This window comes from Marinomonas sp. ATLA20 (assembly GCF_057180105.1).
Genome location: NZ_JBXUKU010000002.1, coordinates 341,907 through 357,301 on the forward strand (window position 1 = coordinate 341,907; position 15,395 = coordinate 357,301).

General features: G+C 43.9%; 11 protein-coding genes. 6 read left to right on the forward strand and 5 right to left on the reverse strand.

Features of this window, described 5'->3' with window-relative positions:
* The first annotated feature begins 227 nt into the window (after positions 1-227).
* From AC2A4J_RS06015 to AC2A4J_RS06030, 4 genes are all read left to right on the forward strand, one after another.
* The gene (locus AC2A4J_RS06015) at positions 228-1,421 is read left to right on the forward strand and encodes an FAD-dependent monooxygenase (protein WP_484175318.1); all 1,194 of its coding nucleotides are present in this window, start codon (positions 228-230) and stop codon (positions 1,419-1,421) included.
* A 104-nt stretch (positions 1,422-1,525) separates the two neighbouring features.
* Positions 1,526-3,949, forward strand: a complete 2,424-nt coding sequence (locus tag AC2A4J_RS06020; protein ID WP_484175319.1) for a glucose/quinate/shikimate family membrane-bound PQQ-dependent dehydrogenase — start codon at positions 1,526-1,528, stop codon at positions 3,947-3,949.
* Between the two features lie 296 nt (positions 3,950-4,245).
* On the forward strand, positions 4,246-5,559 hold the full coding sequence (locus AC2A4J_RS06025; protein WP_255826302.1) for a Na+/H+ antiporter NhaC family protein: 1,314 nt from the start codon (positions 4,246-4,248) through the stop codon (positions 5,557-5,559).
* A 146-nt stretch (positions 5,560-5,705) separates the two neighbouring features.
* Entirely contained in the window at positions 5,706-6,587 is an 882-nt protein-coding gene (locus tag AC2A4J_RS06030) for a DMT family transporter (protein ID WP_484175320.1), read from the forward strand.
* A gap of 9 nt (positions 6,588-6,596) precedes the next feature.
* On the opposite strand, the gene AC2A4J_RS06035 is transcribed toward AC2A4J_RS06030, so the two are convergent.
* Complete coding sequence (locus tag AC2A4J_RS06035) at positions 6,597-7,175, reverse strand: TetR/AcrR family transcriptional regulator (protein WP_255826300.1); 579 nt, start codon at positions 7,173-7,175, stop codon at positions 6,597-6,599.
* A gap of 93 nt (positions 7,176-7,268) precedes the next feature.
* Here AC2A4J_RS06035 and AC2A4J_RS06040 point away from each other — a divergent pair, with 93 nt between their 5' ends.
* Both AC2A4J_RS06040 and AC2A4J_RS06045 read left to right on the forward strand, forming a co-directional pair.
* Positions 7,269-8,456, forward strand: coding sequence for an efflux RND transporter periplasmic adaptor subunit (locus tag AC2A4J_RS06040; RefSeq protein WP_484175321.1), 1,188 nt, complete (start codon positions 7,269-7,271; stop codon positions 8,454-8,456).
* Between the two features lie 3 nt (positions 8,457-8,459).
* The gene (locus AC2A4J_RS06045; RefSeq protein WP_484175322.1) at positions 8,460-11,585 is read left to right on the forward strand and encodes an efflux RND transporter permease subunit; all 3,126 of its coding nucleotides are present in this window, start codon (positions 8,460-8,462) and stop codon (positions 11,583-11,585) included.
* A gap of 75 nt (positions 11,586-11,660) precedes the next feature.
* Here AC2A4J_RS06045 and phnE (AC2A4J_RS06050) read toward each other — a convergent pair whose 3' ends face one another.
* The 4 genes from phnE (AC2A4J_RS06050) to phnD all read right to left on the reverse strand — a co-directional run bounded on the left by phnE (AC2A4J_RS06050) (position 11,661) and on the right by phnD (position 15,196).
* A complete protein-coding gene (gene phnE, locus AC2A4J_RS06050) occupies positions 11,661-12,458 on the reverse strand; it encodes a phosphonate ABC transporter, permease protein PhnE (protein WP_255826297.1) in 798 nt (265 codons plus the stop codon).
* A 21-nt stretch (positions 12,459-12,479) separates the two neighbouring features.
* A complete protein-coding gene (phnE, locus tag AC2A4J_RS06055; protein ID WP_255826296.1) occupies positions 12,480-13,274 on the reverse strand; it encodes a phosphonate ABC transporter, permease protein PhnE in 795 nt (264 codons plus the stop codon).
* Entirely contained in the window at positions 13,262-14,047 is a 786-nt protein-coding gene (phnC, locus tag AC2A4J_RS06060) for a phosphonate ABC transporter ATP-binding protein (RefSeq protein ID WP_484175323.1), read from the reverse strand. Before phnC ends, phnE (AC2A4J_RS06055) begins: the two co-directional genes overlap by 13 nt.
* Positions 14,048-14,152: 105 nt before the next feature.
* Positions 14,153-15,196: a phosphate/phosphite/phosphonate ABC transporter substrate-binding protein gene (phnD, locus tag AC2A4J_RS06065; protein WP_484175324.1), complete on the reverse strand. Its 1,044-nt coding sequence runs from the start codon at positions 15,194-15,196 to the stop codon at positions 14,153-14,155.
* Positions 15,197-15,395: the final 199 nt, after the last annotated feature.

Below are 15,395 nucleotides of genomic sequence, written 5' to 3' on the forward strand. Positions count from 1 at the left end.
TGTAAGGTGGAATCTAGCTATATCGTTACCCTGATTTGCTAGGCTACTTATAATGTTTTCGCACTACTGGAGAAATATAGCAAGGATCGAGCCATAGTATTTGAAAAGTATTTCCATATTTTTTGTTTCACCATAAGTGATATAGATCGGTTTTATTTAGGTAAGAATTCGCTACTATGGCGCTTTTGATTCTTGCAAAAATCAGCATTAACGAAGAGGGCAGGTGAGTGGATCAGGTGAATAGTGTTGTGATTGCTGGGGCTGGGATTGGAGGCTTGTGTGCGGCATTGGCGCTGGCTAAGCAAGGTATTCAAGTCGTGGTGTGTGAGCAAGCTGCGAGCCTAGGTGAAGTTGGCGCTGGACTGCAAATAAGTCCCAATGCTTTAAAAGTTTTGCGACACTTAGGGTTAGAAGCTGAATTGAGCCAATTCGCCTTTGTCCCGCAACACGCTGCGATCCGTGATTATAAGTCGGGTGAGTATTTTCTGAAGTCGCCATTGGGGGAGCATGCCGAAGCTCGTTATGGTGCGCCTTACTGGCATTTGCATCGTGCTGATTTGCATCAGGTTTTAGCTGAAGCTTGTGCAAACGCAGGTGTTGAATTGGTATTAAATGCTGCCGTGGTTGGCTATCGAGAGAATACCGAACTCAAACAGGTTTGTTTGTTGCTCGAAGAGGGTCGAGAGTTTTACGCCGATTTGTTAATTGGTGCCGATGGTATTCGTTCAAAAGTACGTGAGCAAATGTTAGGGCAAGAGCGCCCAGCCTTTATGGGGCAAGTTGCATGGCGTGGTGTTATCCCGGTCAGTGATCTAACGGTTGATATCAAGCCGGATGCCTGTGTTTGGGTGGGTCCGGGCCGTCATTTTGTGAGCTACTATTTGCGCGGCGGTGACTATGTGAACTTTGTTGCCGTGGAAGAGCGCAGTGATTGGCAATCTGAATCATGGCGTGAAGAGGGCGATGTAAACGAGTTGAAGCGTGCTTTTGCAGATTGGCACCCTGAAGTAAGCGAGTTAATAAAATCCGCGAGCCGTACTTTTTTATGGGCTTTAAATGGCAGGGCTGAATTATCAACTTGGCATCAAGGTCGAGTGGTTTTACTGGGGGATGCTTGTCACCCTATGTTGCCTTTCATGGCGCAAGGTGCCGCGATGGCGATTGAAGACGGATATGTGCTCGCTGAGTGTTTATCACGTTATGTTTTGAAGGAAGCTTTGCAAAGATACGAGCAATCTCGTAAACCTAGAGCAACTAATATTCAGAATATGTCTAAAGCCAACACCGGTTTATATCACATGCACGGCGGTGTGTTTGGGAAGATGAAGCTAAAGGCGCTTCAAGCCGCAGGGCGCTTTGCACCGAATGTTATTCAGTCTAAGTTAGATGCTGTATATGGCTATGACGTTACTAAGATTTGATCCTTGTTATAAGCATTATTTGATAAATATGTAAGAAAAAAGTCTATTTTGTCATTTTATGCTCTACGCTTTTACTTTGAGTTGTAATCATCTATGGTGAATAAGTGGCTGAGCGGCTGTTCTGCGGTCGCCTTGCTGCTGATTTACTGGATTCAATGAACGAATTAAACTCGAAGGGATTGTGTCATATGATTGTTCTCTCGGTACTCTTTTTAGCCATTGGTTTGGCTTTGTTAGTAGGTGGCGGCTGGCTAGTTTCTTTAGATGGCAGTCTTTATTATGTTGTTGCTGGCGTTGCCTTTATCGCCGTAGCTTTGTTATTAAAAAAACGCAATAAAGTCGCAAACCTTATTTATGCTTTGTTGTTAATTGGCACCTTAATCTGGTCGATTATGGAATCCGGCTTAAGCTGGTGGCCTTTAGCTTCACGAATGGGGCTTTTCTTGGTGTTGGCGGTCCCTCTTATCTTATTGGCGTACTTTAAACGTCAAAGTGGCGGGCGCTTATTGTTTCCCGTTTGGCTTGCAACGGCCTTGGTTACTATTTCTCCTTTATTCATGACATCACCAACTACCGTTGAAGGCACGATGACGCGCTCAGTCACTATGTCTGATGCGGATACTGGCGATGTTAATCAGGGGGAGTGGAATGCGTATGGGCGTAGTAACTTAGGTCAGCGCTTTTCGCCATTGGCTCAAATTACACCAGATAATGCAGACCAGCTTCAAGTCGCTTGGCAATATCAAACAGGTGATAAAAAAGGCCCACAAGACGTTGGTGAAACGACTTACGAAGCTACACCGTTGAAACTTGCTAACGCTCTTTATGTCTGTACGCCACATAACTGGATTGTGGCATTGGATGCGGATACGGGCGAAGAACAGTGGGTATATGATGCAAAAGTGCCAGCTGAAAGTCAGCGACAGCATCAGACTTGTCGCGGAGTATCTTATTTACCGCCCTCTAATTCAGCCAAACTCCCGCTTGTTCAAAAGTCATCAGTACCAGCTGAAAGTTTAACCAGCATGCAGTGTGATGCTCAGTTGTTCTTGCCAACATCCGATGCCCGTTTAGTTGCGGTCGATCCAACGACTGGCGCTCGTTGTGCTAATTTTGCGGATAATGGCGAATTAGATTTAATGCATAACATGCCATTTAAACAGTCTGGTTATTATTATTCTACATCACCACCATTGGTAGCCGGTGGCGTGGTCATTGTCGCGGGTTCGGTGAATGATAACTACGATATCAATTCCCCATCTGGTGTGATTCGCGCTTACGATGCGAAAACGGGTGAGTTGAAGTGGAACTGGGACTCTGGTCATCCAGATGATACGACGCCTATTGGGCCAGACGAAACTTATGCGACAAGTTCGCCGAATAGTTGGTCTGTTGCCAGTGCGGATGAAGAGCTTGGTTTAGCGTATTTTCCAATGGGGAACCGCACACCTGACCAATTAGGTATGTACCGTTCACCTGCAGAAGAGAAATATGCGACTTCGGTGGTGGCTTTGAGTCTCGAAACAGGTCAGGTCGCTTGGGTTCAGCAGTTTGTTCATCATGATTTATGGGATATGGACACACCAGCTCAACCCGCGTTGTTGGATTTAGACACGCCAACGGGCAAACAGCCTGCTTTAGTTGTGCCCACCAAACAAGGTGATGTTTACGTGTTGAATAGGAAAACAGGTGAACCTATTTTTCCTATTACTGAGGAACCTGCACCACAGGGTACCATTCCTGGCGATTACGCAGCGAAAACTCAACCGACTTCGGCTTTATCTTTTAAGCCTGCTAAGTTAACGGAAACTGATATGTGGGGCGCGACTCCTCTGGATCAATTAATGTGTCGGATTCAATTTAAGCAGTTGCGTTATGAAGGTCGATACACGCCACCATCTGAGCAGGGAACCATTGTTTACCCTGGTAACTTTGGGGTGTTTAACTGGGGTAGTATCGCTGTAGATCCTAAGCGCCAGCAAATGTTTGGTATGCCACTTTACTTAGCTTTCACCTCAACGTTGCAACCAAGAGAGGGAGCGGATTTGAGTGGAGCAAACAAAGGTGAGCAAGGCATTAACTCTAATGAAGGTGCAGACTATGCGGTTGAGTTAAAACCTTTCTTGTCACCATTAGGCGTACCTTGCCAGCAACCACCTTGGGGTTATGTGGCTGGGGTTGACCTTAAAACAGGTAAAACGGTTTGGCAGCATAAAAACGGTACCATTGAGGACATGACGCCACTGAAGTTGCCAGTAGAAATGGGCATGCCCGGTATTGGTGGTCCAGTGATTACAGAAGGCGGTGTGGTTTTCATGGCGGCATCTGTTGATAACTACTTGCGAGCTTATGACTTGTCTACTGGTAAAGAATTATGGAAAGGTCGTTTACCAGCGGGTGGCCAAGCAACACCAATGACTTATTTAAATAGTAAGGGTGAGCAAATGGTTGTTCAGGTTGCAGGTGGCCATGGTTCCATTGGCACCACAATTGGCGATTATGTGGTTGCCTATAAGTTAAAAAAATAATGTTCAGGCCGAATTTTTCTTATAAATAGGCTGTCTTTAATAGCGTACAACAAAGTCCAGTATTGGAATGGCCAGATAGCGGGCGGTTTTAATACTGGACTTTTTGTTGTCTTAATATCTTATATAGCGATATTGAATAAAAAACATTATTACATGTTGTTTTTGTTATAACGTTTTGTGACAACGACATTGCTAATTATTATTGGTCTCGTGGACTACTTTTTACTATCATTCCCGCCTTTCTTCCCTATGACCAAAAGTTGCAGGGTTAACTTAATCTGGAATCCTCAGACGATATGACTTCTAAATCTCCTCTGGCATTGTTGCCATTGTTACTTTTCCTCGTTCTTTTTGTCGGCAGCGGCCTTTGGTATCAGTCTGAAGGTGTGGATTTTGCCTTCTATCAGATATCAGCGCCTGTTGCTATTTTGCCAGCTATTGCATTGGCAATTTTATTAGGCAAAGGGCACTTTAATCAGCGCATCGAAACCTTTATTGAAGGTGTGGGCGACAACACTATTGTGACCATGGTGCTGATTTATTTATTGGCTGGGGCCTTCGCTAGCGTTGCAAAAAGCGTTGGTGGTGTTGATGCCACCGTTAACTTTGGCTTAAGCGTGGTTCCGCCTTCGCTATTATTACCCGGTTTGTTTGTTATCACCGCATTCGTTGCAACGTCTATGGGAACGTCCATGGGAACGATTGCAGCCATCGCTCCAATCGCTATTGGTGTTGCTGAAGCCGCCGATTTGCCTTTGCTGTTAACGGTAGGTACGGTCATTGGTGGCGCGATGTTTGGCGATAATTTGTCGATTATTTCTGATACCACTATCGCGGCAACGCGAACTCAGGGTTGTGACATGCGTGATAAATTTCGCATGAATTTTAAAATTGCCTTACCTGCCGCCTTGGTGACTTTAGTTTGGTTGTTTTTCCAGAGCAGCAATGCGCAGATTACGGATATTAAAGACTATGACTTGATTCGCGTTTTGCCTTATGTCGTTGTCTTAGGTTTGGCGGTTGCTGGTGTTAATGTAATGTTAGTGCTGTTCAGCGGTATTATTTTAGCGGGTGTGATTGGTTTGACCATGCAGCCTGGTTATTCTGTAGCATCTTTGTCTGCTGATATTTATGCGGGTTATACTGGGATGCAGGAAATTTTGATTCTATCCTTGTTGATTGGTGGTCTTGCAGCACTTATGAAATCCCAAGGTGGTTTGAATTGGTTGGTGGGTGCAATAGAGCGTATAAGTAAAGCCTTAGGCGCAAAAGCAGGATCAACTCGAGCTGGTGAGTTGAGTATCAGTGCAGCAGTAGCATTAACCAATTTGTGTACAGCCAATAACACTGTCTCTATTCTAATTAATGGTTCTGTCGCAAAAAATATTGCCGAACGTTACAATGTCGATCCGAAGCGCAGTGCGAGTTTGTTGGATATTTTCTCCTGTGTCGTGCAGGGGATTTTGCCTTACGGTGCGCAAATTTTACTAGCGTCGTCTTTGGCGAAGGTGTCGCCATTAGAGCTTATTGGTTATGTTCAATACAGCTGGATATTAGCTGTCGCTGCTTTGATTTCTATTTTTATTGCTTGGCCAAAAGGCGCTAAATAAGGTCTTAGCTAGTACAAATATTTGATAGGAAAGCCCACACAGCCAGTGAATATGACGGGTTGTGTGGGCTTTTTTGCGTCATGCTCATTGGTTTGTTTAATTATTGAACTGTTATTTTTTTGTACGTTTTACTGTAAGGAAAGCTCTTGAAACACGGTACTCATTTAAAAGCCGAATTGATATTGGTGCTGGTGACTATTCTGGCGGGCTTTGGCTGGATTTTTTCAAAAGAAGCGTTGGCTGGTTTGCCGCCTCTTTTTTTCATGGGGGTGCGCTTTATTGTTGCTGGTTTTGTGTTGTTTCTTGCTGGGCAAAAGTATTTTCGTGGTTTAGATTGGCAAGACATTAAGCAAGCGAGTTTGGTCGGCTTGGTGATGGGCGTCACCATGATGTTTTGGGTTACTGGTCTAGATCAAGGCTCAAACCTAGGAGTGGGTGCTTTCATTACTAGTCTTGGTGTTGTGCTGGTTCCTGTTATTGCGCGTTTTATGTTTGGTGCAAGGCCTCCTTTAAGTATTTGGATTGCGTTGCCTATTGCTGTGGTTGGTTTGGGTTTTTTGGCCTTAAACAATGGATTGGATTTTGAGTTTTCCCACCTGTATTTTTTGGGGGCTGCTTTAGGCTCGGCATTTCAATTAAATTTATTATCTCGCTTTTCCATGCGTATGCATGCACTTGTGTTAACAGCCATTCAATTGAGTGTGGCTGGGTGTTTTTTACTGTTACTTTCTCTGTTAACAGAAACGCTTCCACACAGTGTTAGTATAGCCGTGGCAGGATGGTTTTTGCTCAGTACTTTGGTGGCAAGTAGTTTGCGTTTCTTGTTGCAAACTTATGGGATGAGTCTAACCCCGGTAAGTCATGCGGCAGTTATTATGAACTTGGAGCCGGTTTGGACGGCGATTTTTGCCGTTTTCTGGTTTAGCGAATCTATGGCGTCAGGCCAAATTCTGGGTTGTTTTTTGATTTTTATCGCAATGCTGGTGAGTCGTTGGCCTCAAATTAGAGCCATTTTTAAACCAGTATAATCTGTCTAGTTAAACGCTATCGGGCAAGATGTTGTCGAGCGTTTGTCGGTAGATTTCGACTGTTTCTGTGGTAAATGGTCTGGTTTGAAAATCCCAGCGGACGAGTAATCCTTCCGTTAACGTTACCAGCATTTCAATCCGAGCGATGGCTTCATTTTCTGTCATCGTTGGATGGCGTGATCGTAGAATAGCGACGGCACGATTTTGTAGTCGAAGATGAGATTCACTGTAGATTTTAGCAATCACTGGGTTGCGCGTGGCTTCTGCTTGGATCTCTGTATGTATGATTCTCATGTTATGAGTTTCTGGGTTGTCTTCAGAAAAGTGTCTTTCTAGCCAATCTTTTTTATCTAAAAAAGACGCCATAAACTGTAACCTTTTTTGTGTAAGCTGCTCTACTAAAGCACAAATAATGTCATCTTTGTGGGCATAGTAACGGTAAATTTGGCCGACACTTAATCCTGCTGTTTTTGCAATCTCACTCATGCTTGCCTTATGAAAGCCTTTGGTCAGGACGTGTTGCTCCATGGCATCAATAATGCATTGTTTTCGTAGATCGTTATTACATGGTAATTTAATAGTTCTCATTTATTTGCACGATTTGTCATATATTAGGTGTATTGCTTATATTATAGTGCTTGTGAATGATCATTCTCAATATTTCGAAAGGAAGTCTCCTCAATGTTGTCTAAATTTAAATTTGCTTCAAGTGTCTTACTTGTTTTGTTGCTGGCTGGCTGTCAGGAGGAGGCTCCTAAGTCTGAGGCTGCACCATCTGCACCACCTAAAGTCCAAGTGGGCGTTGTGACAATTGAGCCTCAAAAAACAGATTTAATCGCTGAATTGCCAGGACGTACGGCTTCAAGTTTGGTGGCAGAAATTCGTCCTCAAGTCGGTGGGATTGTGAAGAAACGCTTTTTTGAGGAAGGGCAAAACGTTAAGACAGGCGACTTACTTTACGAATTGGATGACTCCACTTATGTCTCTTCTTACAATCAGGCTCAAGCCGATCTAGAGTCAGCGAATGCAAGCCTAGAGTCTGCTCAGTTGAAAAAAGAGCGTTACACTTTGCTGCGTAAACAAAACAATGTCTCTCAACAAGATCTAGATGATGCACAAGTGGCTTACCTAGAAGCTAGAGCAAAGCAAAAGGGTTCTGAAGCGGCTTTGGAAAACGCTAAAATCAATTTAGGCTACACCAAAATCAAATCACCTATTGATGGACGAATTGGTATATCGCGTGTGACTGTGGGGGCCTTGGTAACGGGTAGTCAAGCAACGGTTATGACAACAGTTCGCTCATTGGATCCTATTTTTGTCGATTTATCCCAAACCAGTTTAGATCAGTTGAAACAGCGCAGCTTTCTAGCTCAAGATGATGTTGAGAAAGGGTCTAATAAAGTATCTTTGATTCTTGAAGATGGCAGTAAATACCAATACCAAGGTAGCCTGAAAGCGAGAGAAGTTAGTGTGGACGAGTCTACTGGTAGTGTAACGTTGCGCGCTGAGTTTCCAAACCCAGATAACTTATTATTGCCGGGGATGTTTGTTCGTGGCTTGATTCATGAGTTGACACATAATGCAGCTCTTCTCGTGCCTCAACAAGCGGTATCACGAGATGTGAAAGGGAACCCAATTGTTTTGGTTGTTAACGATAAAAATGTGGTTGAACGTCGTGTTTTAAGCGTTGAGCGTGCGTTAGAAAATCAATGGTTGGTTCTGTCTGGTATCAAAGCTGGCGAAAAAGTGATTGTCGAAGGCTCTATGAAGGCAAAACCAGGTAATGAAGTAACGACTGTTGCGATGAAACGAGACAGTAAAACAGGTGCTATTGTCGACGCTAATGGTTCTGCGGCTCAAGGGAATTAATCTATGTTAGCTCAATTTTTTATAAATCGTCCGGTATTCGCGTGGGTTATTTCCATCGCGATCATGCTGGCAGGCCTCGGTGCGATAACGACCTTACCTATATCTCAATACCCCAATGTTGCACCGCCGACTATTAGTATTTCTGCTACTTATTCAGGTGCGTCAGCCGAAACGGTTGAGAACAGTGTTACTCAGGTATTAGAGCAACAACTTACGGGTCTTGATGGCCTGTTGTATTTCTCGTCATCCAGTAGTTCTAGTGGCCGAAGCAGCATCAGTGTGACCTTCGAGCAAGGTACGGATGCCGATATTGCTCAGGTGCAAGTACAGAATAAAATTCAACAAATTACATCTAATCTGCCCACGTCCGTTCAGCAGAACGGTGTTTCTGTTAAAAAAGCTAACTCAGACTTTTTGATGGTTGCTGCTGTTTACGATGAAACGGATAAAGATTCTGCAAATGATATCTCAGATTTTTTAGTATCAAGTATTCAAGATCCAGTATCTCGTGTTGATGGTGTTGGTAGTATTCAGGTGTTTGGTGCTGAATATGCAATGCGTGTCTGGTTAGATCCGCTAAAACTTGCGTCATATAGCCTAATGCCTTCTGATATTTCTGCGGCTATCAATGCGCAGAATACGCAAGTTGCAGCCGGTAGCCTCGGTGCTTACCCAATCATTAAAGGGCAAGAGCTAAACGTTACAGTAACCGCACAATCGAAACTTCAGACCGTTGAGCAGTTCAAAGACATTATTCTGACTTACGATGACAGTGGTGCAACGGTTCGTTTAAGTGATGTAGCAAGAGTTGAGCTGGGCAGTGAGTCCTATGGATATATCCCTCGTTTGAATGGGCATCCTTCTTCTGGTTTAGCGGTTATGCTAGCACCGGGCGCGAATGCCTTATCGACTTCTGAAGCGGTTAAGAAGACATTAAGCGATTTATCCAATAGCTTGCCTGAGGGGTACAAGTTTTCTTTCCCTGTTGATAACACGGACTTCATTAAAATATCCATTGAGGAAGTGGTTAAAACACTTTTTGAGGCAATTGCTCTCGTTATCATTGTCATGTTCATTTTCTTGCAGAACTGGCGTGCAACACTGATACCGGCGATTGCGGTGCCTGTTGTCCTTTTAGGTACATTTGGTGTTTTAGAGTTGTTTGGTTTCTCTATAAATACGTTAACTATGTTTGGTGTTGTACTCTCCATCGGCTTGCTGGTAGATGATGCCATTGTAGTGGTGGAGAACGTGGAACGAGTCATGGAAGAAGAGAAACTGCCTCCCAAAGAGGCGACGATCAAATCCATGAAAGAGATTACCAGTGCCTTAATAGGTATTGCCGTTGTTTTGTCTGCGGTATTTTTGCCGATGGCATTCTTTAGTGGCTCAACTGGTGTTATTTATCGCCAGTTCTCTATCACTATAGTTGCATCGATGGTGCTGTCTGTTGTGGTGGCTTTAACCTTAACGCCAGCCTTGTGTGCCACCTTGTTGAAAGCCAATCACGAAACTAGCAAAAAAGGCCTTGGTGGTTGGTTTAACCGTAATTTTGATCGTGTTACTGGCAAATATTTCAATGGTGTTAGTCGCATTATTAAAAAGCCAGTTCGTTGGATGCTGGTATACGGGTTAATTGTTGCTGGCTTGGCTGGATTGATGACGAATTTGCCGTCAGGCTTTTTACCAACAGAAGACCAAGGTCGAGTGATGGTGATGGTGTCTTTACCAGAAGGGGCATCTATGTCCCGTACCGATAAGGTTATGAGAGAGATTGAAACCTATTTCCTAGAGACAGAAAAAAAGAATGTTAATGCTATTTTTACCATCTCAGGTTTTAACTTCATGGGAACTGGGCAAAATGCAGGCTTAGCATTCATCGCCTTAAAAGATTGGAGTGAGCGAGTTGGACCAGCAAATAGCGCTAGCGCTATTGTTGGGCGTTCATACGGTGCTTTTGCTCGAATACGTGACGCGCAAATTTTTTCTTTGATACCACCTTCTATCCAAGGTTTGGGTCAAAGTAGCGGCTTTACATTCCAGCTTCAGGCAACGGGTAATACCACACGTGAAGATTTATTAGAAATGCGAAATGCTTTGTTGAATGATGCGAATGCAAGCCCGCTTTTGACAGGTGTGCGTTTGGGATCTCAGTCTGAAGGGCCGCAGTTGCATATTGATATAGACCAAGAAAAAGCGTCAGCGCTTGGTTTGTCAATGTCTGATATTAGTTCGACTTTGAGTAGCGCTTGGGCTGGTCGTTACGTTAATGATTTTATCGACCGTGGTCGAGTGAAAACGGTTTACATGCAGGGCGATGCTGAATATCGTTCTTCACCAGAAGATTTGCAACACTGGTATGTTCGCGGTAATGACAATACCATGACGCCATTTTCTGCCTTTGCTAAGAGTGAATGGACGTATGGACCGAAAAGCTTATCGCGCTTTAATGGCTTAGCGTCTTATGAAATTCAAGGTTCCGGTGCGCCTGGCGTAAGTTCTGGCGCGGCAATGGATGAATTACAACGTGTGACCAACGCTCTACCGGGCGTAACTGGTTCATGGAGTGGATTGTCTTACCAGGAACGTTTATCTAGTGGTCAGACACAACTGCTTTATGCTATCTCCATTCTTGTTGTGTTTTTATGCCTTGCTGCTCTATATGAGAGCTGGACTGTGCCTTTCTCTGTGATTTTAGTTATTCCTCTTGGGGTAATAGGCTCAGCGGCTGCTGCGCATTTGCGTGGCCTAGAAAATGATGTGTATTTTCAGGTCGCTCTATTAACCACCATAGGTTTGTCTTCTAAAAACGCGATCTTGATTGTTGAGTTTGCGGAAGCGGCTTATCGTCGTGGGGTCAATGTGTGGGATGCTGCGGCTCAAGCTGCTCGTTTGCGTCTACGTCCTATCATTATGACGTCAATGGCGTTTATGGTGGGAACCTTGCCGCTGGCTCTTTCTTCAGGAGCTGGTGCTAACAGCCGTATCTCAATTGGTTCAGGTATTGTTGGTGGTACGTTAACTGCTACCGTATTGGCGATCTTCTTTGTACCTTTATTCTTTGTAATTGTACGTCGTATTTTCTCCAAGCGTCCTGAAGCATTATCGAGTGATGAAAGTACAAAATAATTCGTTGCTTAGTTAAAATGAAAAGGAGCCGACTTAGGCTCCTTTTTTGTGCAAAAAACTTCTTACAGAAGAGTGTTAAAGTAAGCGTTTACGAATATTTACCACAACAATTTCAGCCAATATGACGATGACAAAAATAGCCAAAAGAGACATAGCAACTCTATCCCATTGAAATAAGTTCATTGAATCATCCAGCACCACGCCGATACCGCCAGCTCCGACCAAACCTAAGACAGCAGACTCTCGGACATTAATATCCCAGCGAAATAGTACGATACTAAAGAAAGCCGGTAACACTTGAGGCCAGTAACCCTTAAGTAAAATAGACATCCAAGAAGCGCCCGTGGCTTTTAATGCTTCGATAGACCCCATATTTACTTCTTCTATGGCTTCGCCAAGTAACTTGCCGACAAAGCCGATAGAGCGAAAGGCAATGGCTAAAACGCCAGCAATAACGCCTGGACCGAAGATAGAGACAAAAAGCAGTGCCCAAACTAATGAATTAACTGATCGAGAAGACACTAGAAAAAACCGAGATATCCAGTGACACCAAGCTGAATTAACAATGTTGCTGGCATTCATCAAGGCTAATGGAATAGCAAAAATCAATGTGATGAGAGTGCCTAGCGTCGCGATATTGAGTGTCTCTATCATGGCGTCATGAACAGCGACCGGGTAGTAAGCAAAGTCTATTGGCCACATGCGGGTAAACATGTCCGCCATTTGTTCAGGTGCATCTAATAGAAATTCAGGAATGACCTCTACAGACTGAATAGACTGTACAAAGGCTATAACGAGTACTAAATAAACGGCATAGCGTGACAGTTTTTGCTTAAGCGTGAAACGTTGCCAGTGATGATCTATTGTGTTCATAAAATTAGCTCCTAGGTCAAACTAGCGGAAAATGCGTCGAACAATGTTGGATAGGAATTCACCAAACATGATAAGAGCGATAATGACAATAAGGATGGCCGCGACAAAGTCATAGTCGAAACGCTGGAAGGCAGAAAAAAGTGTGCCGCCTAAACCGCCAGCACCGACAATTCCCACCATGGTTGAGTTACGTAAGTTAGAGTCGAGTTGATAGGTGGAAAAACCGATAAAGCGAGAAAACACCTGTGGCATGACAGAAAATAAAATAATACTAGTAAAACCTGCGCCAGTAGCTCGAATGGCTTCCACTTGTTTAAGTGATATTTCTTCAATCGCTTCTGCAAAGAGCTTGGCAATAAAGCCGATTGAGGCCACCACAAGGGTAAGAATCCCTGCCAAAGCGCCAAATCCCACACTTTTAACAAACAAGATCGCAATGATCACTGGATGAAAGGTACGACAAAGTGCAATTAGCGTTCTTACTGGTGTACTGACCCAGCTTGGCATCATATTGCGAGCTGCAAACAGCCCTAAAAATAATGAAATGAAAATACCGCAAATACTGGAAATGATAGCAATTTCAAGGCTCTCTATCAGTCCGCTCATTAGCAATGACCAGCGACTAAAGTTAGGTGGCACCATGCGCCCTAATAAGTTGCTTGCGTGTCCTAAGCCATCGTTAAAGCGTTCCCAGCTTAGGCCCATAGCGTTAAAAGAGTACAGCACATAACAAATGACCAGTAGCCAAGTTGCGGTGACAAACCAATTTTGTTTAAACGGGTTTTCTCTATTTTGGGGAGTGTTTATACCAGCCATGATTCACCTCCATAAATTTGTTTTAGGTGTTCATCAGTAATACCTTCTGGAGGTCCGTCGTAAACCACAACACCGTTGCTCATACCTATCATGCGCTTGGCAAAACGGCTGGCCAGTTTTACATCGTGAATATTGACCAGAGCAGGAATGTTTTTTTCTGCTGAGAAGCGCTCTAGCAGCTCCATGATTTCTACGGCGGTTTTTGGATCGAGAGAAGAGGTTGGCTCATCAGCTAAGAGGATTTTAGGGTTTTGCATAACCGCTCTAGCGATGCCAACGCGCTGTCGTTGGCCGCCAGACAAGCTATCTGCGCGTTTGCTTGCATGCTCTGTTAAGCCAACAGCGTCTAATAATTCAAAGGCCGTATTAATGTCTTCTTGGCTGAATTTTCTTCGCCAAGCATGCCATGCAGACATGTAACCGAGTCGACCTGTTAGAACATTTTCAATGACGGTTAATCGTTCAACAAGGTTGTATTCTTGGAATACCATGCCGACTTGACGGCGCAGTTTACGTAGTTGGGCTCCTTTGGCTAAACACAAATCGGCTTCATCAAATAAAATTTGTCCATCTGTTGGATCGATTAAGCGGTTGATGCAGCGAAGTAGTGTGCTTTTGCCTGTTCCAGAAGGTCCTATGATGGCAATGATGCCAGGTTCTGTGATGCTAATATCTATCCCTTTTAAAATGGGATTTCCTACTGTGTATTCTTTTTTTAAGTTTCGAATTTCTAAAAAGTTTGAGCGCTCAGCTGTGTTTTGAGTAGCAGACATGATGATTTCCTACAGGCGAATAGGTCCAATAGCCTGAATTATCAGGCTATTGGAGTCCTTATAAATAAGTCTTATAAATTAAGTTAAACGAGTAGAGTTAATCGTTTATTGGCTTTTACTTGCAGCTTCTTTTTTACGTTTAGCTGCTGCGGCTTTAGCAGCATCAGCTTCAGCAAGTTGCTTAAGTCCTGCTTTGGTGTAAGCGGTACCAGACGAATGAGCAATGTCGCGGATAACTTGCCAATCTTCTTTGTACGTCACAGGAAAGAAGCGATCTGCACCACCGAAGGTTTTTTGCATCTCTGGCGGAAAGCGGAAGGTGAAGAAGGCTTTTTTGATTTTCTCAACCAGTTCAGGATTGAGGTCATAAGCGTAACCGAAGGATGAGGTTGGGAAGCGAGGACTGGTATAAATAATACGGAAGTCATCTTTGCTCACGCGTTTTGCATCAACCATACGTTTGAAAACATCTGAGGCGACAGGCGCAGCATCATAGTCTCCTGATAATACACCCATAATAGATTGATCATGCTTGCCTGAATATTTCACTTCATAATCTTTATCTGGTGTTAGTCCTAATGCTGGGAAGATGGCGCGAGGCGCTAAGTTGCCAGAGTTTGAAGATGCAGACGTATGAGCAACCACTTTGCCTTTTAGGTCTGTCATTTTCGTCATGTTGCTGTCTTTGCGAACAATGGTGATCAGGTTGTAGCCTTGGAAAGATTCCTCTGTGCCTTTGACAGCGATTGGCACTAAGCCGCCTAGGTTTACAGCGTAGCCGGTTGGGCCTGTAGAAAAGCCTGCTATGTGTAATCTGCCAGATCGTAACGCTTCTACTTCGGCAGCATTGGAATGAACCGTGTAATACACCACTTTTTTGCCAGTCACTTCACTGAGATATTTTTGGAAATCACTGAAAGCGTCTTTATAAACCGCAGGGTCTTCCACAGGAGTGTAGGTGAATACTAAGGTGCTTGGATCTCTCCACTGGCTTGAATCTTTTGGTAGATCGGCAACAAGGTCGTAGTTTTCGTCGCAGAACTTATCGTCCAGAACGCCACGGTAGCTGCAATCATCGGCTAGGGCGGAGCTGGCACCGAATAGTAAAGAACTAGAGAGCACTAAACCTGTTAATAATTTAATAGGCATTATTTTTTCCTCGTGATGTATTTTTTTATTGTTATCACCGGTCGGGAGGTTCCGTTGTCGGAGATGGATCAATCCTTCACATATGAAGGATTGATCCAGATAGAGCAAGGCTAATGCCAATAGTTTTAAATCCTTTTAAAACAGTGGCTTATGAATTTCCTTTAGGTGAGGATAGGATCTTTGGGACGCTTTAGTCTCA